Origin of the sequence: Streptomyces sp. NPDC004610 (assembly GCF_040609715.1) — a bacterium.
GTDB lineage: Bacteria > Actinomycetota > Actinomycetes > Streptomycetales > Streptomycetaceae > Streptomyces.
This window is the reverse complement of the sequence record NZ_JBEXLA010000004.1, coordinates 125,657-145,896: the sequence shown is the minus strand read 5'-3', so window position 1 is coordinate 145,896 and position 20,240 is coordinate 125,657. Positions and strand designations below refer to the sequence as shown.

Below are 20,240 nucleotides of genomic sequence, written 5' to 3'. Positions count from 1 at the left end.
ACCTCTCGTTCATGCTGCGAGATGGGGAACGTTGGGTTCCGGGAGCACGCTCCGTCAGGTGAGACGAATAACTGGAACAGTCCTCGCGGTTCTGCTGATCGGTGGCGTCGTGGCCGCCGTGCTCGCGGGCCGGACGGAGGACAGCGGCACGGCAACGAAGACCGTGCAGGCCGTCATCGGGTCGGAGAAGGCCGAGTTCTTCGCCGATCCCGAGGTCGTGGCGGCGCTGGCGGCCAAGGGGTACGCCGTCGACGCCGAGCCCTCCGGGTCCTGGGCCATGGAGGGGCTGGACCTCAAGGGGTACGCGTTCGCCTTCCCCTCCAGCCAGGCGCCCGCCGATGAACTGGCCGCGAAGCTGAACGTGCAGCAGCCACTGCCCCGGCCCTTCTACTCGCCGCTGGTCGTCGTCGCCCACCGCAACGCCGCCGAGGTACTGGAGCAGAGCGGTCTCGCCACCGTCGACTCCCATCGGGGCACGCTGAAGATGAGCGCCTTCCTGGCGGCGGCCGAGGACGACGAGCGGTGGCAGGACCTCAAGGGGGCCGCGCCCTACGGGGAGCTGACCGGCACCCTGTCCATCGCCACCACCGACCCCGAGACCTCCAACTCCGGCGCCCTCTACCTCGCCGCCACCTCCTATGTCGCCAATGACGGACGGGTCGTGGCCTCCGACGCCGATCTCGACCGCACCGCGCCCCTGCTGCGCAAGCTGGTCAGTGTGCAGGGCGCCCAGCAGTCCAGCTCCGACGCCGCCTTCCGGGACTTCATCAGCGGCGCCGGAAACCCGCTGGTGTGGGTCTACGAGTCGCAGGTCGCCGCCCTGCTGACGGCCGGTCAGGGCATTGACGACCTGGTCGTGCTGTACCCGGACACCACCGTCAACAGCGACCACACCGTCGTCCCCCTGACCGACGACGGACGGAGGATCGGGGAGCTGCTCAGCACCGATCCGGCGCTGCGGAAGCTGGCGGTCGCGCACGGCTTCCGGCCGCAGGGCGCGGCGCCCGAGTTCATCGAGGCCACCGCGGACCGCACCGACTATCTCAACCAGAAGCTGACCGGCGTCCGGCAGGCGCCCGTGCCCACCTCCGCGGTGCTGCACGAGATGGCCCGCCGGGCGCGCGGATGAGGGGGACAGTGACCATGAACGACACCCACGGCACCGGCGGGTTCGACGGCTTCCTAGGTGCCAGCACCAGCCAGAACAGCAGCCGGAGCAGCGAGGAGACCTTCACCCTCACCCCGCCCGAACCGGTGGCCGCCGTGCCCCGGGAGAGGGCGGGCGGGCTGGTCCCGGTGGAGGAGGGCGTCCGCGCCGACATGGCCCGCAAGGCCGCCGACTATGTGGCCGGGCTCGCCGCGCTCGACGCCCGCTCCCCCGAGTTCGCCGGCAAGGTCGGCGAGATCACCGCGCTGGGCGCCGGGGAGATGCGGACCGCCGCCGCCCAGTCCAACCGGATGCTGGAGCGGACGGTACGCTCCCTGCCCGGCAAGGGCGGGGACCCGTCGGCGAAGGTGGCCGGTTCGCTGGTCGAGCTGCGCCGGGTGGTGGAGGATCTCGACCCGCGCGATCTGCCCGCCGCCAAGAGCCGCAGATTCCTGTCCCGGCTGCCCGGCGGCAACAAACTGCGCGACCACCTCGCCAAGTACGCCTCCGCACAGGGCACCCTCAACCGGATCGTCGGCTCGCTGCGCGGCGGGCAGGACGAACTGCGCCGCGACAACGCCGCGTTGCAGACCGAGCGGGTCCGGCTCTGGGAGACCATGGGCAAGCTCCAGGAGTACGTGGTGCTGACCGAGGCGCTGGACACCGCCGTCGCCTCGCACATCGCCGGGGTGGAGGCCACCGGCGAGCCCGGCGCCGCCGACTCGCTGCGCGCCGATGTGCTCTTCCCCGTCCGGCAGAAGCACCAGGACCTGCTGACCCAGCTCGCGGTCTGCGCCCAGGGCTACCTCGCCATGGATGTCGTACGCCGCAACAACGACGAGCTGATCAAGGGCGTCGACCGGGCCGCCACCACCACGGTGTCCGCGCTGCGGATCTCGGTGATGCTGGCGTCCGCGCTGGACAGCCAGAAGAAGGTCATCGAGCAGGTCAACGCCCTGCGCGGGACCACCGAGGACCTGATCCGGGCCAATGCCGAGATGCTCTCCACCCAGAGCGGCGAGATCCAGCGGATCGCGGCGGACCCGGCGGTCGGCGCCGAGACCCTGCGCGCCGCGTTCCAGCAGATCTACCGCACGCTCGACGCCATCGACTCCTACAAGGTGCAGGCCACCGAGGTCATGGCGAACACCGTCGAGTCCCTCACCACCGAACTCCAGCACGCCGGCGCCTATCTGGAGCGCAGCCGCTCGCAGGGCGCGCTCGAAGGGGGCGGCCTCGTATGAGACGACGACGACACCGGCTGAGCGCCCTCGCCCTCACCTCCCTCGCCTCCCTCACCCTCCTCACCGGCTGCTCGGTGACCGACGACTCCGATCCGGCGCCGGAGCAGACCTACCGGGCCGGCACCCTGCGCGTCCTCGCCTCCAGCGAGCTGAGCGACATGACCCCGGTCCTCGACCGGATCCGCGAGGACACCGGCATCACCGTCGAGCCCACCTACATGGGCACCCTCGACGCCGTCGATCTGATCGCCGAGGGCAGGGCCGACACCTCCTACGACGCGGTGTGGCTGTCCTCCAACGACTCCCTGCGGCTACGGCCCGAGGCCGCGGAGAAGATCGTCTCCGAGACCTCCGTGATGTCCAGCCCGGTCGCCATCGGCGTCCGGTCCGACACCGTCCGCACCCTGGGCTGGGACCCGGCCGACGTCACCTGGACCCAGATCGAGGAGGCGGTCCGGGACGGTGAGCTGACCTACGGCATGACCGACCCGGCCCGCTCCAACTCCGGCTTCGCCACCCTGGTCGCGGTCGCCTCGGCGCTCTCCGGCGCCCAGTCCGCGCTGACCGACGCCGATGTGCGGGAGGCCACGCCCCGCCTCAAGGAGTTCTTCCAGGGCCAGAAGCTGACCTCCGGCTCCTCCGGCTGGCTGGCCGAGGCGTACGACCGGCGCGGCACCGTCGACGCCCTGCTCAACTACGAGTCCGTCCTCACCGGTCTGCCCGGCCTCACCGTGATCCGCCCCACCGACGGCGTGATCACCGCCGACTACCCGCTCTCCTCCCTCGCCGCCTCCCCGAAGTCGGCCCGCGACGACGTCCGCCGCCTCACCGAGGCGCTGCGCAGCCCCGCCATCCAGCGCGAGATCACCGAGCGCACCCACCGCCGCCCGGTCGTCCCCGCCGTCTCCCCCGCCCCGGGCCTGGACACGGACCGCCGCCGCGAACTCCCCTTCCCCGGCACCCGCTCCGTGGCCGACGGCCTCCTCGACTCCTACGAGAACGAACTGCGCCGCCCCTCCCGGACGGTCTACGTCCTCGACACCTCCGGCTCCATGCAGGGCGACCGCCTCGACCGTCTCAAGAGCGCGCTCACCGCCCTGACCGGCGACTTCCGCGAACGCGAGGAGGTCACCCTGATGCCGTTCGGCTCGGAGGTGAAGAGCGTCCGCACCCATGTCCTGGACCCGGGCAACCCCGAGGCGGGCCGCGAGGCCATCCGCCAGGACGCCGACGCCCTGGCCACCGAGGGCGACACCGCGATCTACACCTCGCTGGAGGAGGCGTACGACCAGCTGAGCACCGACCGGGACACCTTCACCTCGATCGTGCTGATGACGGACGGCGAGAACACCACGGGCGCCGCCGCCACCGACTTCGACGGCTTCTACACCGGCCTCGACACCACCGCCCGGCAGACCCCCGTCTTCCCCATCCTCTTCGGCGACTCCTCCCGCGAGGAGCTGGAGCACATCGCCGACCTGACCGGCGGCCGTCTCTTCGACGCCCAGCAGGGCTCCCTGGACGGCGCCTTCGAGGAGATCCGTGGCTACCAATAGGCTCGTCGGCCGGCTGGGATCCTCTCTGGGGTCCTCTCTGGAGTCCCGCAAGAACATCACCGGCAGCGTCTGCGGTCTGCTGGGCCTGGTCCTCACCTTCACCGGTGTCGCGGGCCCCTACTGGCCGGTCGTCGTCCTGGGCCTCTACGGCGCAGGCGCCCTGATCGCCCCACCGGAACGCCCCGCGCTCCCCGACTTCCCCGACCCCTCGGCCCAGCTGAACGAGATCCGCGCCGACTTCACCAAGCTCCAGGACTACCTCTCCGGCGTGGACCTCCCCCCGGCCACCGCGACCCGGCTGCGCACCCTGACCGACCTCCTGGACGCCCTCCTGGACCCGGGCTGGGTCGCCGAGATCCTCGCCCAGGACCCCGAGGGCGTGCACACCGTCTCCCGAGCGGTCCGCCAGGACATCCCGGAAGCGGTCGACGCCTTCGTCCGCACGAGATGGTGGCACCGCATGACCCCGGGCCAGGACCCCCCCGAACAACACCTGGAACGCCAGTTGACAGTCCTCAACGAGGAGGCCCAGCGCTTGGCAACAACCTTGAGAGAAACAGAGGCAAGACGCCAGGAATCGCATACGCGCTACTTGGAAGACCGACAGGGCTAGCCTTTTTCCTCACGGGGACTGCATCGGCTTTTCAGGGGCGCGGGGAACTGCGCGAAGAGCGACCACGGCCCGCACCCGCCAAACCACCCCCGCACACAACGGCGAGAGCCCGCCCCCTTCCCTCCGTCGGGGCGGACGGAGGGGAAGGGAACGGGCCCAAAGAACCACGCACAACACTGGACGCGGCTCCGCCGAAAAAATCCGCGGCCGACCGTGACGATAACGCTGGTCAGGGCACTGTCGGTTCGCAGCCGACCGCGGAGCTCAAGGGGACATCAGCCAAGTCGAGCGACCAGCGCCCGGTATTCATCCCACAACTCCTTCGGCGTGTGCTCCCCGAAGGTGTTCAGATGCTCAGGAACCAGCGCGGCCTCCTCGCGCCAGATCTCCTTGTCGACGGTGAGCAGGTACTCCAGATCCTCCGGAGCGAGGTCCAGCCCGTCCGTGTCCAGCGCGGCAGCGGTCGGCAGGACACCGATCGGCGTCTCCACGCCCTCCGCCCTGCCGTCGAGCCGCTCCACGATCCACTTCAGGACGCGGGAGTTCTCACCGAAGCCGGGCCAGACGAACTTGCCCTCGTCGTTCTTGCGGAACCAGTTGACGTAGTAGATCTTCGGGAGCTTCGAGGCGTCCTTGTCCTTGGCGACATCGACCCAGTGGCCCATGTAGTCGCCCATGTTGTAGCCGCAGAACGGCAGCATGGCGAACGGGTCGCGGCGCAGCTCACCGACCTTGCCCTCGGCCGCGGCGGTCTTCTCGGAGGCCACGTTCGCGCCGAGGAAGACCCCGTGGTTCCAGTCGAAGGACTCCGTCACCAGGGGTACGGCGGTGGCGCGCCGCCCGCCGAAGAGGATCGCGGAGATCGGGACGCCCTTGGGGTCCTCCCACTCGGGCGCGATGATCGGGCACTGGGACGCCGGGACGGTGAAGCGGGCGTTGGGGTGGGCGGCGGGGACGTCGGAGGACGGCGTCCAGTCGTTGCCCTTCCAGTCGGTGAGGTGGGCCGGGGTCTCCTCGGTCATGCCCTCCCACCAGATGTCGTTGTCGTCGGTGAGGGCGACATTGGTGAAGACGGAGTTGCCCCAGAGGGTCTTCATGGCGTTGGCGTTGGTGTGCTCGCCGGTGCCGGGGGCGACGCCGAAGAAACCGGCCTCGGGGTTGATGGCGTAGAGGCGGCCGTCCTCGCCGAAGCGCATCCAGGCGATGTCGTCGCCGATGGTCTCCACCGTCCAGCCGGAGATGGTGGGCTCCAGCATGGCGAGGTTGGTCTTGCCGCAGGCGGAGGGGAAGGCGGCGGCGACGTACTTCGACGCACCGGTGGGCGGGGTGAGCTTGAGGATGAGCATGTGCTCGGCGAGCCAGCCCTCGTCGCGGGCCATGACGGAGGCGATCCGCAGGGCGTAGCACTTCTTGCCGAGCAGGGCGTTGCCGCCGTAGCCGGAGCCGTAGGACCAGATCTCGCGGGACTCGGGGAAGTGGGAGATGTACTTGGTCTGGTTGCAGGGCCAGGGGACATCGGCCTCGCCCGGCTCCAGGGGGGCGCCGAGGGTGTGCACGGCCTTCACGAAGAAGCCCTCGGAGCCCAGCTCGTCCAGGACCGGCTGCCCCATGCGGGTCATGGTGCGCATGGCGACGGCGACGTACGCCGAGTCGGTGATCTCGACACCGATGGCGGACAGCGGCGAGCCGAGGGGGCCCATGCAGAACGGGACGACGTACATCGTGCGACCGCGCATCGAGCCGCGGAAGAGCCCCTTGTCACCGGCGAAGATGTCCCGCATCTCGGCGGGGTCCTTCCAGTGGTTGGTGGGGCCGGCGTCCTCTTCCTTCTCGGAGCAGATGAAGGTGCGGTCCTCGACGCGGGCGACATCGGTGGGGTCGGAGGCCGCGTAGTAGGAGTTGGGGCGCTTGATCGGGTCGAGCCTGCGGAAGGTGCCCTTGTCGACCAGTTCCTCGCAGAGGCGGTCGTACTCCGCCTCGGATCCGTCACACCAGACGACGCTGTCCGGTTCGGTCAGTTCGGCGATCTCGTTGACCCACGAGATCAGTTCCTGGTGTCGGGTCGGGATGACGGGGGGAGCCGCGATATCGCGCGCCACGATCGCTCCTTGTTGAGGGTTTTTGTCTGTTCTGCCCCATGGGGGCCGCGGCCCGGATGCTTCGCAGCTGCCGCACTCGTGCTGCACTTGGCGCTCATCCGGTGCCGACCGCACTCATCTGATCATGCGAGTTGCACGCCCATCTGTCCAGAGGGCCGCACACCTGAGCGGCGTGAGGAATCACACGTAACCCTGTGTTTCCATTCGTCTCTTTACGTACACGTTGAGTTCGCATGACCGGCCTTTGGGGGACTCCCTGATTCGCGACCTACGGTGGCGTCGCTACCATCGGCGCATGACTGCGCCTTCCTCCGACGCGCCGGAGGACTCGACGAAGGACTCGACGAGAGACTCGATGAAGGACTCGGCGAAAGACGCGACGAAAGACGCGACGACGGTCGCCGATCGCGTCTCCGCCGCCCTCTCCCTTCCGCATCCGGTCAAGCCGAAGCTGCGCGGCTGGCTGCATCTGGGGATGTTCCCGGCGGTGATCGTCGCGGGACTGGTGCTCACCGCACTGGCCGAGACCCCGCGCGCCCGGCTGGCCTGCGCGATCTACGCCCTGACGGCCTGTCTGCTGTTCGGGGTGAGCGCGCTCTACCACCGGGGCGACTGGAGCCCGCGCATGGACGGCATCCTCCGCCGTCTGGACCACTCGAACATCTTTCTGATCATCGCGGGCACCTACACCCCGCTGACCATGCTGCTCCTGCCCGAGGCCAAGGGGCAGTGGCTGCTGTGGAGCATCTGGGCGGCGGCGCTCGCCGGGATCGCCTTCCGGGTCTTCTGGGTCGGCGCCCCGCGCTGGCTCTACACCCCCTGCTACATCGCGATGGGCTGGGCGGCCGTCTTCTTCCTCCCGGACTTCCTGCGCACGGGCGGTATCGCGGTCCTGGTCCTGGTCGTCGTCGGCGGGCTGCTCTACAGCGCGGGCGGTGTGATCTACGGCATGAAGCGGCCGAACCCGTCACCGCGCTGGTTCGGCTTCCACGAGGTGTTCCACTCCTTCACCCTGGCAGCGTTCGTCGTCCACTACGTGGGGATCTCCCTGGTGGCGTACCAGCACGCGTAACACCCCCTCCGTCCACTCCGGGCCACGGCTTCTCATGAGCCGTGGCCCTTTCTCATTGACAGTCACTAGATTTTGAGAGTAACTGTCAATTCATGCCTACTGTCACTGACGCTCTCGCCGTCACCCAGGATTCCCCTCCCGACCGCCGACGCTGGTGGGCGCTGGCCGCGCTGGTCACAAGCATGCTCACGCTCAGTTTCGATATGACGATCCTCAATGTCGCCCTGCCGACCATGGCCGGTGACCTCGACGCGAGCACCGGCCAGCAGCAGTGGATGGCGGACTCGTACGTCGTCGTCTTCGCGGCGCTGATGCTGCCCGCCGGGCTGCTCGGCGACCGGTTCGGGCGGCGCCGGATGCTGGTCACCGGGCTCGCGATCTTTCTGGCCGGTTCGGTGGTGGGCGCCCTCGCCCCCGATGTGACCTGGGTGATCGTCGGCCGCGCGGTGATGGGCATGGGCGGCGCGCTGGTGATGCCGCTGGCGCTGTCGGTGCTGCCGTCGCTGTTCAGCGGGGCGGAGCGGACCCGGGCCGTCGCCATCAACTCGGCCGCCGCCGCGCTCGGGATGCCGCTGGGCCCGATCATCGGCGGCTGGCTGCTGAACCACTTCTGGTGGGGCTCGGTCTTCCTGATCAATGTCCCGATGGTCGCCATCGGCATCGCCGCCTGTGTCTTCCTGCTGCCCGAGACCCGCGACCCGGCCTCTCCCAGAGTCGACCTCGTCTCCACCGCGCTCACCGCGCTGGGCCTGGGCGCGCTGATCTACGCGATCATCGAGGCGCCCGTGAAGGGCTGGGGCGACGCGCTGGTGCTCGGGCCGGTCGCGGGCGCGCTGGTGCTGCTCACCCTGCTGGTGCTGCGCGAGCGGAAGTCGCCGCGGCCGATGCTGGATCTGACCCTGCTCGCCGAGCGTGGCTTCCTGCTGAACGCGCTCGCCGCGACCCTGGTGACCTTCATCCTCTCCGGCCTGCTGTTCGTCCTCCCCCAGTACCTCCAGACCGTGCTGGGCAACGACGCCTTCGGCACCGGGCTGCGGCTGCTGCCGATGGGCGCCGGGCTGATCGTCGCCGCGCGGGCCGCGCAGCCGGTCACCGCCCGGTTCGGGCCGCGCGCGGTGGTCACGGCGGGGCTGGTGGTGCTGGCGTTCGCCGCGCTGCTCGGCACCCGCACCACCGCCGACTCCGGCTACGGCTTCACCGCGCTGTGGCTGTCGATCGCCGGTCTCGGCTTCGGCTTCTCCATCGTCCCGGCGATGGACGGGGCCGTCGGACGCCTCCCGCGCGACCGGGCAGGCAGCGGCGCCGGGCTGCTGATGACCCTGCGCCAGGTCGGCGGCGCGATCGGCATCGCCGCGCTGGGCAGCCTCCTCGCCACCGCCTTCCGGGACCGGCTGGACGTCTCCGCGCTGGCCGGGTCCGCCGCGGACACCGCGCGGGAGTCGGTGGTCGCCGCCCATCTGACCGCCGAGCGCTCCGGTGTCCCCGCGCTGACCGGCTCCGCCGACGAGGCGTACGTCCACGGCATGGTCCTGGTACTGCTGGTGTGCGGCATCGCCGCCCTCGCCACGGCCCTGATGACGGCGGCCCTGCTGCCCGGCGCCCCGGAGGCGGAGCCCGCCGGGAAGGACGGGAGCGACGCCCCGGCCATGGCCGCCGTCCCGGCGGATGCCGGACAATGACCACTATGACGGCCGCACAGACCACCTCCCCCGCCGACCGCCCCCCGCTGGGACTCCGTGAACGGAAGAAGATCAAGACCCGCACGGCGATCCGCACGGCGACCTATGAACTGGTCGGGGAGCAGGGGTACGACGCCACCACGATCGAGCAGATCGCGGACCGGGCCGAGGTGTCGCCGTCGACCGTCTTCCGCTACTTCCCGACCAAGGAGGACATCGTCCTCACGGACGAGTACGACCCGCTGATGCTGGACGATCTGCGGCAGCGGCCCGTGGACGAGCCGCTGGTGGAGTCCCTGCGGTTCCTGGTGCGGCGGGCGGTCACCATGGGCCTCGCGGAGAGCCCGGAACTGGTCCGGCTGCGGATGCGGCTGATGCTGGACGTACCGGCGGTGCGGTCGCGGGCCATGGAGAGCATGTCCGCCACGGGCGGGGTGCTGTGCCGGGCCATCGGCGAGCGCACCGGCCGCGACCCCGGCTCCCTGGAGGTCCGGATCTGGGCGATGGCCCTGGTCGGCGGCATGATGGAGGCGTCGCTGTACTGGGCCGAGAACGGCTGCCGCGAAGACCTCCCGGAACTCTTCGACCGGGCCGTGGACATCCTGGCCCACGGCCCGGCGCCGCGCGAAAACCCCTGAGGCGGTACGCCGTCCACGTGCCATCCTGGCTGGTGTGACGGATGTGAACGGACCCGAGATCCAGGTCGAAGTCGCCCCCGGGCTGGCCCTGTTCGTGCCGCATGCCCGGCGCTCGGGGGTGAGCGCGCTCGCCGTGGACGGGGTGTCCACACTGGGTCATGTGATCGAGTCGCTGGGCGTGCCGCTCACCGAGGTCGGCGCGCTGGTGGTGGACGGGCGGGAGGTGCCGGTGGGGCACATCCCGGCGGACGGCGAGCGGGTGGCCGTCCGGCCGGTGGCGCGTCCGCAGCGGGTACCGGGCGCTCCGCTGCGGTTTCTGCTGGACGTCCATCTGGGGACGCTGGCGCGGCGGCTGCGGCTGCTCGGGGTGGATGCGGCGTACTCCTCGGCGGACCCCGGCGATCCCGCGCTGGCCGCGCGGTCGGCGGCGGAACGGCGGGTGCTGCTGAGCCGGGACCGGGGGTTGCTGCGGCGGCGGGAGCTGTGGGCGGGCGCGTACGTCTACAGCACGCGGCCGGAGGAACAGCTCGATGACATCCTCGACCGGTTCGATCCCGAACTGCGCCCGTGGTCGCGCTGCACGGCGTGCAACGGGCCGCTCCGCGCGGCGACGAAGGACGAGGTCGCGGGGCAGCTGAAGGACGGGACGGAACGGTCGTATGACGTGTTCGCCCGCTGCGAGGAGTGTGGGCGGGCGTATTGGAAGGGCGCGCACCACGATCAGCTGAACGCGATCGTGGAGCGGGCCCTCGCGGTAGCGGGTCGGGGGAGGTAGGGGGCGGTCACGGTAGGGGGGCGGGTGCGGGTGCGTCGTGGCTGATCGCGCAGTTCCCCGCGCCCCCAATAGCAGGGCGCTGCCCTGCGGCCCGATTCGACCTCGCGACGTGCAGCCACGGCAGCCGCGGGCATCCGCCCGAGCCACGCGCGCCCGCCGTCGCCCTGCCCATCCGCCCGCGCCGCGCGCCGCGCCCAGACGATGGCCACCCCCGCCCCAGCCGCAGTCGCCCCACCGCCCTAGCCGCGGGCACCCCCACCGCCCCTAGCCGCGGGCAGTCGTGCCGCTGGGGCGATGGGGGTCCCCCCGCGCGAGCGAAGCCGAGCGTGGGGGAGGGTGGGCGCAGCGGCACCCGCCAACGCGGTGAGTGACACGCCCCGCCCCAGCCACAGACGCCCCGCCGCCCTAGCCGCGGGCAGCCGCACGGGTGGGCGCCGCGGCACCCGCCAACGCGGTGAGTGACACGCCCCGCCCCCCACCCGCGCCGCGCCCCCCTCCAGGGCTACCTCCGCCGCACATCCCCCTTCCCGCAAGCCACGCCGTCCCGGTTCGGGTCGAGGCGGAGGGGGTCGTCCTTGCCGTTGACCTTCAGGCGGCCGTACTCATGGGCGGTCAGCCACGCGCAGCGGGCCGTCGTCGTCCTCTTCACGTCGGCCGGGAAGGCCGTCGGGACGCAGACGTTGGCGGAGCCGTAGTGCGGGTCGCAGCCGGAGACGGTCGGGGACACCGGTGCCGACGCGCGCTTCTTGCCGGGCTTGGTGACCTTGCCCGTCAGGGAGTCCGCGAAGTCGTGGACATGAGCGGACGCGTCCGTCGCCGCGAGGGCCTGCGGGCCCTGGAGGTGGACCCACTTCGCCACCGACGGGACCCCGGCGGCGTCCACCGCGAAGAGCATGTACCACCCCGGAGGGGCGAGGTTGGGGTTGCTGGTGACGTTGAGGTCGATGTTGTTGCCGTCGACCGTCAGGGGGAGGTCGACGAAGCGCTGGTTGGGGTCGGAGGAGTGGGTGACGGCGGCCGGGCGGATGAGTTCCGCCTTGGCGATGGGCCGGTCGACCGTGATCCGCTGGGTGTCGCCGTAGTTCCACTCGGTGTCGATGACGGAGGTGATGGCGGGGCGGTCGCCGCGGAGCAGGTACGGCGGGGTGTAGAGGGAGACGTTGTGGTTCCAGGAGCCGTTGCCCGGGTTGTCGCCGGTGGTCATCACCCGGCCGTCGGGCAGCAGGAACGCGGAGGAGTGGTACCCCCGGGCCTCGGGATCGGCGGCTACGGGGTCGAAGGTGTTGGTCCCCGGGTCGTAGAGGGACGACTCGAAGACCGGGTTGGCCCGGTTGTGCAGGGCGCCGCCCGTCTCCAGGACCTTGCCGTCCGGGAGCAGTACCGCGGAGACGTACATCTTGCCCTGGTCGCCGGTCTGCGGGACCGGCCCGGCGCCGAGGTCGACGGTGCCCTGCGGGATGGGCGGTCCGGCGACATACGCGGGGTCGGGGTCCTTCAGGTCGATGACGTCGGTGAGGCGGTTGGCCTCGGGGTTGGAGTCGATGTTGCCGCCGCCGAGGGTGAGGACCTTCTGGTCCTGGGCCGGAGGCAGCAGCACGCTGGCCGACTGGTCGCGCTCGTCCTTGTCCTGGAGGCCCGGGATCTGGGTGATGGTGTTGGCGTCGTAGTCGTAGATCGCGGAGCCGGTGCCGGGGATGTTGTTGCCGAAGACATGGCTGCCGGAGTAGAAGAGGCGGCCGTCCTGCATCAGGATCATCGACGGGTACAGGCCCCAGTAGGACCAGGTCTGGTTGACCTGCCAGGTCGGCAGCCACTTCTGCTGGGCGTCGGACCAGAGTTCGGCGGTGACGGACCCGGTGGAGTCCTCCTTCAGTCCGCCGAAGGAGAGCACGTCACCGTTGCCGAGGACCGTCGCCGACGGGTACCAGTGCCCGTCGTTCATGTTGTTGGTCTTGGTGTAGGTCTCCGTGTCGGGGTCGAAGATGTAGGAGTCCTTGTAGCCCTGGTAGCCGATGGAGCCGTCGGCGGAGGGGTAGCCCTTGTTGCCGCTCATCACCAGCACCCGGCCGTCCTGGAGCTGGACATGGCCGGCGCAGAACATGTCGTCGGGGGTGGGGATGATCTCGTAGCTGCCGTCGGCCGGGTCGTAGACGGCGGAGGTGAAGGTGCCGGCCTCGAACATCGTCGGGTCGTTGCCGGAGCCGGCGATGAGCAGCACCTTGCCGTTGTGCAGGACGACGGAGTGCATGGAGCGGACCGGGTTCTGCACCGGGAGGACGTCCCAGCGGCCGTTGGCGCACTCCTCGGCGGTGCCGGTGCACTCGGGCTGCGGCATCGGTTCGGCGACCTGCTCCATGGTGTAGTCGTCGGTGGTGGCGGAGCCGGTGCCGTAGACAGAGACGCCCCAGGTGATGCGGTCGGTGCCGGCCGGGATCTCGGGGGTGCGGACGCCCGCCTCGGTCCAGGTCGCGGCCATGTCGAGGGTCTTGAGGTCGGTCCAGTACTGCCAGCCGGCGGTGGTGTCGTGCCGGAAGAGGGTGATGTTGGCGTCGGGGGTGGTCGTCTTGTACCAGAGGGAGAGGTCGTACTGCTTGCCGGCGGTGACGACGGGCGCGCACGCCGCGGACTCGGTGAGCATCGCCTTGCGGTCGCCCTCGGTGCGGCGGGTGAGGGTGACCTTCATGGCGCTGTCGCCGGAGTGGGCGTCGGAGGTGGTCTCGAAGGTGAAGTCGTTGTCGCCCCAACCGGACTTGGACCAGCAGGACGGCATGTCCCCGCTGCCGGCCGTCTCGAAGCCGGGGTTGGTGATGAGGTTGGCGGCGGACGCGGACTGCGGCGCGGTGAGCAGCAGTCCGCCCGTGAGTGCGGCTACGGCGAGCAGCGCGGTGGAGGTACGGTGTCGTCTCCCCCTGCGTCTCATGCGGCTCTCCCTTCACTGCTGCTGGTCACACTGGTCTCGTTCACTCGGCTCTCGCTCTCCCTTGCTGTACCGCTCTCTTCCTGGTCGCCCCGTGTTCCCCTGCGGGGCAGATAGACCAGCGCCTCGGTCCCGACGAAGCGCAGGACGAATGTCGTCACCAGCGCGAGCGCGGTGGCGGGCAGTGCCTCCATACCGAACCGGCCGACCAGCAGCGCGATCAGCGGGATGCGCAGCAGCAGATCGGCGTTGGCGAGCAGGGCGAACCGGCCGAGCCGGTCCCACCAGCGGCGGAAGTGGCGGCGGTCGCGGAACAGCAGCCGCTCGATGAGCAGGAAATTCCAGGCGACGCCGAACTGGTTGGCGACCACCTCGGCGGGGACGTAGTGCATCCCGGCGGTGGTCAGGCCCCACAGGCCCAGCAGATTGGGCAGGAAGCCGGTGGCGCCGATCAGCCCGAAGACGGCCATCCGGGCGACCGGGGAGGCGGTGCGCAGTCCGCCGAGATGGCGCAGGAAGCGCAGGCCCTCGCGGGCGGTGGACTTGGACTCCCCGGCGTAGCGGTCCTGGAAGACGAAGGGCACCTCGCTGACCTGGCGGGGTCGGCTGCGGACGGCGAGTTCGAGGAGGATCTTGTAGCCGAGCGGCTTGAGGATCTCGGCGGTGACGGCGGAGCGGCGGATGGCGAAGAAGCCGCTCATCGGGTCGCTGATGCCGTGCAGCCGGCGGGGGAAGAGGGATTTGGTGAGCCAGGTGGCGAGCCGGGAGACGGCGACCCGGTAGCTGCCGGCGAGTCCGGCGCGGCTGCCGCCCTTGATGTACCGGGAGGCGACGACGAGTCCGGCGCCGGTCCGCTCGCCGGTGGCGACGAGTTCGGGGACCAGGGACGGGGGGTGCTGGCAGTCGCCGTCCATGACGACGATCCAGTCGGACCCGGCGGACCTGATGCCCTCGACGACCGCGCCGCCGAGCCCTCCGGCGGGTTCGTCGCGGTGCAGCACGGTGACCGGGTAGGGGCAGTCGCGGGCGGCGGCCCGGATGACATCGGGGGTGTCGTCGGTGGAGTCGTCCACGAAGACCACCTCGCAGGGCAGCCGCGCGGGCACCGCCTCGGTGATCTGCCGCAGCAGCTGCCGTACGTTGGCGGACTCGTTGAAGGTCGGGACGACGATGGTGACGGCGCCGGGTTCGGGGACCTCGGTGGTGACCCGGGGGACCCGCGCGGGGTCGCCGAGGATGTGGTCCTGGCTCATCGGGCGCCCCCAGCGGTGGCGTCGGCGGTGATCCGGCGTATCTCGACCCGGTCCTCGCCCTCGCCGAACACGGCGACCGGGGTGGAGTGCTCGATGGCGGCCTTGACATTGGGCAGATCGACGGCGTCCCGGCGGACGGTCGGGGAGGCGACCACGTAGTCCAGGTCGCGCCAGCCGTCGGGCATGGTCTTGGTGACGGCGGGGTCGAGGTCGGCCTTGTAGAACCAGATGACGCCGAGGCCGGGTTCGTAGCCCGCGTGCACCAGGTCGAGCCACATCGCGTCGTCGACCAGGACGCGGGTGCCCGCCGGGTCGGGGACCTCGGTGGACATCCAGCGGGAGGCGGCCTGGTAGGGGGCGTTGGCGTCGGCGGTCATGGCGGTGCGGTCGCCCTCGTACCAGCGGGGGACGACATACGCCCCGGCGGCGAGCGCGAGGACCGCGGCGAGGGCGTACCGGCCGTGGGTGAGGGCCCGCTTCTCGCCCGGGTTCCGCCATCGGCGCAGTACGGCGTGGGCGACGGACGCGGTGCCTCCGGCGCAGACCAGGGCGAGGAAGGGCAGCGCCTGGATGATGTACATCGCGGGGAGGTAGCCGCTGGGGCGCAGGGCGACCAGGGCGAGGATGGCGACGGTGAGGCAGGGCCCGGCGAGGGCGCGGGCGGTGACCGACCAGCGCCAGGTCACCAGGAGCAGCAGCGCGCCCGCGAGGCCGCCGAGGAGCAGGACCCGGTCGTAGTACAGCCAGGACTGGAGGACGCCCCAGGAGCCGGTGCCCTGGTCGAGGATGAACCCGGAGCCGGGGCGGGTCATCTGGTAGGTGATGCCGTCCCAGAGCGACACATGCCCCTCGCCGGGCAGGAGTTCCCCCTTGAGCAGGGCGAACAGGGGGTAGGAGAAGCCGATCAGGGCGCAGGCGGTGATGGCGCCGGTGACGGCGAACTTGCGGGTGTCGCGATGGCTGTGCCGCCACATGGTGAGCAGCAGCGCGGGCAGGACGACGAGCATCGTCTCCTTGGTGAGCACGGCGGTCGCGGCGGCGATCCCGGCGCCGAAGTGGTGCCAGAGGTGGCGGTTGGGGGAGGCCGCGAGGCAGAACGCCAGCAGGGTCCACATCACGGCGAGGTTGTCGAGGAATATCTCGCGCTGGAGGACCACGGAGAGCGGGGAGAGCCCGAAGAGGGCCATGGCGAGTCCGGCGGCCCAGCGGGGCAGGGCGAGACGGCGGGCCAGGACATAGAGAAGCACCGCGGAGGCCGCGCTGATCAGCAGCATCGCGGTGCGCATGGAGCCGACGGTCATCGACTCGGGGCTGAGCCAGGCCGGTATCCAGGTGAGGACGGCGAGTTGTATCCAGCCGAGCGGGGGATGGTCGTACCAGTAGGTGTAGTGGGCGAGGCCCCGGCCCTCCTGGACGGCCCACGCCTGGGCGAGGTAGGTGCCCTCGTCGTCGCTGAGGGTGGGGTAGTCGGCGATGTTCCAGCCCTGGACGACCATGATCGCGATCAGCAGGGCGCCGCACAGCAGCAGATCGGGCCGGGACGAGCGGAGCCGCCGGGGCGGGGTGGGCCGGCCGGTGGGCCGGGTCGTCGGCCGGGCATGCCGGGGCTGCGCGGGGACCGTGGTGGTCACCGCGTCGAGGGTGGAGGTCACGCGGGGACGTCCTCTCGGATGTCTCGGAGGTCTCGGGTGGCGCGGGCGGGCCGGGTCTCGCTGTCCGGGCCGAGATGGGCGCCGACATGGGTGGTCAGCTCCCAGTCGTTGCGTCCGCGCTGCTCGCGCCAGACCGCGCGGACCGCGGCCCCGGCGAGGAGCACCTGGTAGAAGGGGCCGCCCACGACGAGCTTGAGGTAGTGGACGAACCGGACGCGCAGTCCGTACTGCTTGCCGAAGTCGTGCAGGCCGACGAGTTCGAAGACAAAGGTGACCAGGGCGGTGACGGCCGGCAGGAAGGTGATGAAGGCGATGCCGACGGGGACGTCGAGGAAGAGCGCTATGGCGATGTTGAGCGGGATGATCAGCCCGGTGAACGCCTGCATGAACGGGGTCATCAGGGTGTAGCGGGCGAGCAGGCGCTGCCCCAGGGTGGGCAGTTGCTTCCAGTCCTTCTTCCGGTACACCTGGAGGAAGCCCTGGTTCCAGCGGGTGCGCTGTTTGAGCAGGGACATCAGGGAGCCCGGGGTCTCCTCGCGGGTGACCATCTCGGAGTCGTAGGCGACGACGACCTTCTTGCCGACGCTGGAGAGCCGTACCCCGAGGTCGCAGTCCTCGGCGAGGCAGTCGGGATCCCAGCCGTCGGCCTCCCGCAGCACATCCGTGCGGACGAAGACGGTGTTGCCGCCGAGCGGGATGAACCCTTTCTGCGCGTGCAGATGCAGCCGGGAGCGGAACCAGAAGAAGTACTCCAGGCAGTTGCGCAGGCTGTACCAGCTGGAGTGGAAGTTGATCAGCTGCACCCCGCCCTGGACGACATCGGCGCCGGTGGTGCGGAAGGCGTGGTCGACATGGGCGAGCAGCTCGGGATGGACCTGGTCCTCGGCGTCGAAGACCCCGACGACATCGCCCCGGCAGTGCGGCAGGGCGGTGTTCATCGCTTTTGGCTTGTTCTTCTTCTCATGGGTGTCGACGACGACCCGGACGCGCGGGTCGCGCTCCTCGGCCGCCCGTGCCACTTCGGTGGTCTCCGGGTCGTCATGGCCGACGATGACGATGATCTCGTAGTCGGTGTGCGAGGACTCCAGCAGCCGCTGGATGGTGTGGTCGAGCACGGCCTGTTCATGGCGGGCCGGCAGCAGCAGCGAGAACGAGACATGTCCGGTCCCGTCCGGTCTGCCGAACCGGGTGGAGGCCAGTACCTCCGGTGTACGCCACGCGTGCATCTGCCACCACAGGGTGAACGCGGCCATCCAGAACAGGGCGAGCGAAACCGTGGCGACGAAGACAGACGTCAGCAAGAAAGATCCCCCCAGATCTTCAAATCCCCCCGGGCGCGACGACAGGTCTGAGTCGTCGCGTCACCGTGGAGAGATTAAGGGGGATGTGTGAAGCGCGGAGGCTGTTCCGATAAAAAGCGTGTTTCGGATCGGTGGGTCGGAAGGGGGCGTACCCGAACAGGTGCTCACATTCGGGCTGCCCGTAAGGGTCGAAAACCGGCCACTGCCGGGTATTTCCTCGTGGCCGGGAACCCCGTCTCACCCCCCGAGCGCGGCCCGCAGGGTGTCCGGATCCGTCGTCGGCGCGTCGCAGGTGAAGCTACGACAGACGTAGGCCGCCGCCTGGCCACCCACGAGCGGACGCCCGTCGAGCAACGGGAACTCACCGCTGTCCGGCACCCCGTACGCGACCACGGCCCCCGGCGCGGTCCCCAGCAGCGCGACCCGGTGCAGTTCCTTCGCCTCCACGTCATCCAACCGCCCGGACCCGACGACCGCCACCTCCTTCGGCCCGTCCACCAACGCCTCGGCGACGGCCAGCCCCCACCCGATGAACCGCGGCACCCGGGGCCCGAGCGCCTTCACCACCCCGAGCGCCCGTTCGGCCGCGGTCCGGTGCGGTTCGGAGCCGGTCTGGGCGGCGTACCCGAGCAGCGCGCCCGCGGCGGCGGTCCAGCCGGAGGGCACGGCGTTGTCGGTGGGGTCCTGAGGCCGCCGGATCAGCCGCTCGGCATCGACGGCGGTGTCATACAGCGCCCCGCTCTCCGCGTCCCTGAACGAGAGGAGCACATGGTCGAGCAGAAACCCCGCGAACTCCAGCCACACCCCCTCCCCGGTGACCGCGGCCAGCGCGAGGAACCCCTCCGCCACATCGGCGTAGTCCTCCAGCACCCCGGCGTTCGCCCCGACCCGCCCGTCCCTGCTGGTCCGGGCGAGCCGCGCGTGCTCGTCCAGATGCACCCGGACGACGAGATCGGCGGCGGCGACGGCCGCGTCCACCAGATCGGGACGGCCGAAGTAGGCCCCGGTCTCGGCGAGCGCCGCGATCGCCAGCCCGTTCCAGGCGGCGACCACCTTGTCGTCCCGGCCGGGCGCGGGCCGCGCGTCCCGCGCCGCGAGCAGCCGCTCCCGCACGGAGGCGATCCGCCCGGCGTCGAAGACCCCCTCCTCCTGCGGAAGCTGAAGCACGGAGGCGCCTTCCTCGAAGGTCCCGTCCTCGGTCACCCCGAAGTACCGCGCGGCCAGCTCCGCGTCCTCCTCCCCCAACACCCCCCGCAACTGCGCGGGCGTCCACACGTAGTACGCCCCCTCCACCTGCCGCCCGCCACCGTCGTCGCTGTCGGCATCGAGCGCGGAGGCGAAACCCCCCTCGGCGGTGCGCAGTTCACGGACCATGAAGTCGGCGGTCTCCAGCGCCACGCGCCGGGCCAGATCGGACCCGGTGGCCCGCCACAGATGCGCGTACACGCGACACAGCAGGGCGTTGTCGTACAGCATCTTCTCGAAGTGCGGCACGACCCAGTCCCGGTCCACCGAATACCGGGCGAACCCGCCCCCGAGCTGGTCGTAGATCCCGCCCCGGGCCATCCGCTCCCCGGTGTCGGCGGCCATCTGCAACGCCCCTTCGGCCCCCGTCCGCGCATGATGCCGCACCAAAAACTCCATCACCATGGACGGCGGAAACTTCGGCGCCCCGCCGAACCCGCCGCGCTGCGGGTCGTACTCCCGCGTCAGCCCGAGCAGCGCCTGCGCCAGCTCCTCCTCGCCCGGCACCTGGTCGTCCCCGTAGGAGATCTCCCGCCCCGCCAGATCCCGGACGATCTTCTCCGCGACCTCGGTCACCTCGTCCCGCCGCTCCCCCCACGCCTGACTCACCCCTTGCAGCACCTGCCGGAAGCCGGGCATGCCGTGCCGGGGCGCGGGCGGGAAGTACGTACCGAAGTAGAAGGGCTCGGCGTCCGGCGTGAGAAACACGGTCATGGGCCACCCGCCCTGCCCGGTGGCCGCCTGCACCGCCTCCATGTACACCGCGTCGACATCGGGCCGCTCCTCCCGGTCGACCTTGATATTGACGAAGTGGGCGTTCATGACGGCGGCGGTGTCTTTGTCCTCGAAGGACTCGTGGGCCATGACGTGGCACCAGTGGCACGCCGAGTAGCCGACCGACAGCAGGACGGGGACATCACGCCGCCGCGCCTCCTCGAAGGCTTCCGGCGTCCAGGGCCACCAGTCGACGGGATTGTCGGCATGCTGGAGCAGATACGGCGAGGTCACACCGGCCAACCGATTCATGCGGAACAGCCTCTCACGCCACC

Annotated in this window: 14 protein-coding genes; 8 read left to right on the top strand and 6 right to left on the bottom strand. The window is 70.6% G+C overall.

The window, feature by feature from the left end:
• Positions 1-58 precede the first annotated feature (58 nt).
• Genes ABZX40_RS06050 through ABZX40_RS06035 form a run of 4 tightly spaced genes read left to right on the top strand, consistent with a single transcriptional unit; the run spans position 59 to position 4,560 of the window.
• The gene (locus ABZX40_RS06050; protein ID WP_355737513.1) at positions 59-1,129 is read left to right on the top strand and encodes a hypothetical protein; all 1,071 of its coding nucleotides are present in this window, start codon (positions 59-61) and stop codon (positions 1,127-1,129) included.
• A gap of 14 nt (positions 1,130-1,143) precedes the next feature.
• Complete coding sequence (locus ABZX40_RS06045; RefSeq protein ID WP_355737515.1) at positions 1,144-2,391, top strand: toxic anion resistance protein; 1,248 nt, start codon at positions 1,144-1,146, stop codon at positions 2,389-2,391.
• Positions 2,388-3,947, top strand: a complete 1,560-nt coding sequence (locus ABZX40_RS06040; RefSeq protein WP_355737518.1) for a substrate-binding and VWA domain-containing protein — start codon at positions 2,388-2,390, stop codon at positions 3,945-3,947. The genes ABZX40_RS06045 and ABZX40_RS06040 overlap by 4 nt, the downstream gene beginning before the upstream one ends.
• A complete protein-coding gene (locus ABZX40_RS06035) occupies positions 3,934-4,560 on the top strand; it encodes a hypothetical protein (protein ID WP_355737521.1) in 627 nt (208 codons plus the stop codon). Before ABZX40_RS06040 ends, ABZX40_RS06035 begins: the two co-directional genes overlap by 14 nt.
• A gap of 275 nt (positions 4,561-4,835) precedes the next feature.
• On the opposite strand, the gene ABZX40_RS06030 is transcribed toward ABZX40_RS06035, so the two are convergent.
• Positions 4,836-6,659: a phosphoenolpyruvate carboxykinase (GTP) gene (locus ABZX40_RS06030; protein ID WP_355737524.1), complete on the bottom strand. Its 1,824-nt coding sequence runs from the start codon at positions 6,657-6,659 to the stop codon at positions 4,836-4,838.
• Positions 6,660-6,954: 295 nt separating this feature from the next.
• Here ABZX40_RS06030 and ABZX40_RS06025 point away from each other — a divergent pair, with 295 nt between their 5' ends.
• From ABZX40_RS06025 to ABZX40_RS06010, 4 genes are all read left to right on the top strand, one after another.
• Entirely contained in the window at positions 6,955-7,731 is a 777-nt protein-coding gene (locus ABZX40_RS06025; RefSeq protein WP_355737526.1) for a hemolysin III family protein, read from the top strand.
• Positions 7,732-7,823: 92 nt separating this feature from the next.
• Positions 7,824-9,410: an MFS transporter gene (locus ABZX40_RS06020; RefSeq protein ID WP_355737529.1), complete on the top strand. Its 1,587-nt coding sequence runs from the start codon at positions 7,824-7,826 to the stop codon at positions 9,408-9,410.
• Entirely contained in the window at positions 9,407-10,048 is a 642-nt protein-coding gene (locus ABZX40_RS06015) for a TetR family transcriptional regulator (protein WP_355737532.1), read from the top strand. Before ABZX40_RS06020 ends, ABZX40_RS06015 begins: the two co-directional genes overlap by 4 nt.
• 43 nt (positions 10,049-10,091) lie before the next feature.
• Entirely contained in the window at positions 10,092-10,823 is a 732-nt protein-coding gene (locus tag ABZX40_RS06010) for a Mut7-C RNAse domain-containing protein (protein ID WP_355737853.1), read from the top strand.
• 502 nt (positions 10,824-11,325) lie between these two features.
• Here the strand turns inward: ABZX40_RS06010 and ABZX40_RS06005 are convergent.
• The 5 genes from ABZX40_RS06005 to ABZX40_RS05985 all read right to left on the bottom strand — a co-directional run bounded on the left by ABZX40_RS06005 (position 11,326) and on the right by ABZX40_RS05985 (position 20,217).
• On the bottom strand, positions 11,326-13,743 hold the full coding sequence (locus ABZX40_RS06005) for a galactose oxidase-like domain-containing protein (protein WP_355737535.1): 2,418 nt from the start codon (positions 13,741-13,743) through the stop codon (positions 11,326-11,328).
• Positions 13,740-14,993, bottom strand: coding sequence for a glycosyltransferase family 2 protein (locus tag ABZX40_RS06000; RefSeq protein WP_355737537.1), 1,254 nt, complete (start codon positions 14,991-14,993; stop codon positions 13,740-13,742). Before ABZX40_RS06000 ends, ABZX40_RS06005 begins: the two co-directional genes overlap by 4 nt.
• Entirely contained in the window at positions 14,990-16,645 is a 1,656-nt protein-coding gene (locus ABZX40_RS05995) for a phospholipid carrier-dependent glycosyltransferase (RefSeq protein WP_355737540.1), read from the bottom strand. Before ABZX40_RS05995 ends, ABZX40_RS06000 begins: the two co-directional genes overlap by 4 nt.
• Positions 16,642-17,946, bottom strand: coding sequence for a glycosyltransferase (locus ABZX40_RS05990; RefSeq protein WP_355737541.1), 1,305 nt, complete (start codon positions 17,944-17,946; stop codon positions 16,642-16,644). The genes ABZX40_RS05995 and ABZX40_RS05990 overlap by 4 nt, the downstream gene beginning before the upstream one ends.
• Positions 17,947-18,183: 237 nt before the next feature.
• Positions 18,184-20,217 (bottom strand): thioredoxin domain-containing protein, encoded by a 2,034-nt coding sequence (locus ABZX40_RS05985; RefSeq protein ID WP_355737544.1) that lies wholly within the window; start codon positions 20,215-20,217, stop codon positions 18,184-18,186.
• Positions 20,218-20,240 lie beyond the last annotated feature (23 nt).

Coding starts and splice junctions, on each gene's coding strand:
- ABZX40_RS05985 (WP_355737544.1), bottom strand. CDS start 20,217: ATGAATCGGTTGGCCGGTGTGACCTCGCCGTATCTGCTCCAGCATGCC.
- ABZX40_RS06025 (WP_355737526.1), top strand. CDS start 6,955: ATGACTGCGCCTTCCTCCGACGCGCCGGAGGACTCGACGAAGGACTCG.
- ABZX40_RS06000 (WP_355737537.1), bottom strand. CDS start 14,993: ATGAGCCAGGACCACATCCTCGGCGACCCCGCGCGGGTCCCCCGGGTC.
- ABZX40_RS06045 (WP_355737515.1), top strand. CDS start 1,144: ATGAACGACACCCACGGCACCGGCGGGTTCGACGGCTTCCTAGGTGCC.
- ABZX40_RS06005 (WP_355737535.1), bottom strand. CDS start 13,743: ATGAGACGCAGGGGGAGACGACACCGTACCTCCACCGCGCTGCTCGCC.
- ABZX40_RS06015 (WP_355737532.1), top strand. CDS start 9,407: ATGACCACTATGACGGCCGCACAGACCACCTCCCCCGCCGACCGCCCC.
- ABZX40_RS06040 (WP_355737518.1), top strand. CDS start 2,388: ATGAGACGACGACGACACCGGCTGAGCGCCCTCGCCCTCACCTCCCTC.
- ABZX40_RS06020 (WP_355737529.1), top strand. CDS start 7,824: ATGCCTACTGTCACTGACGCTCTCGCCGTCACCCAGGATTCCCCTCCC.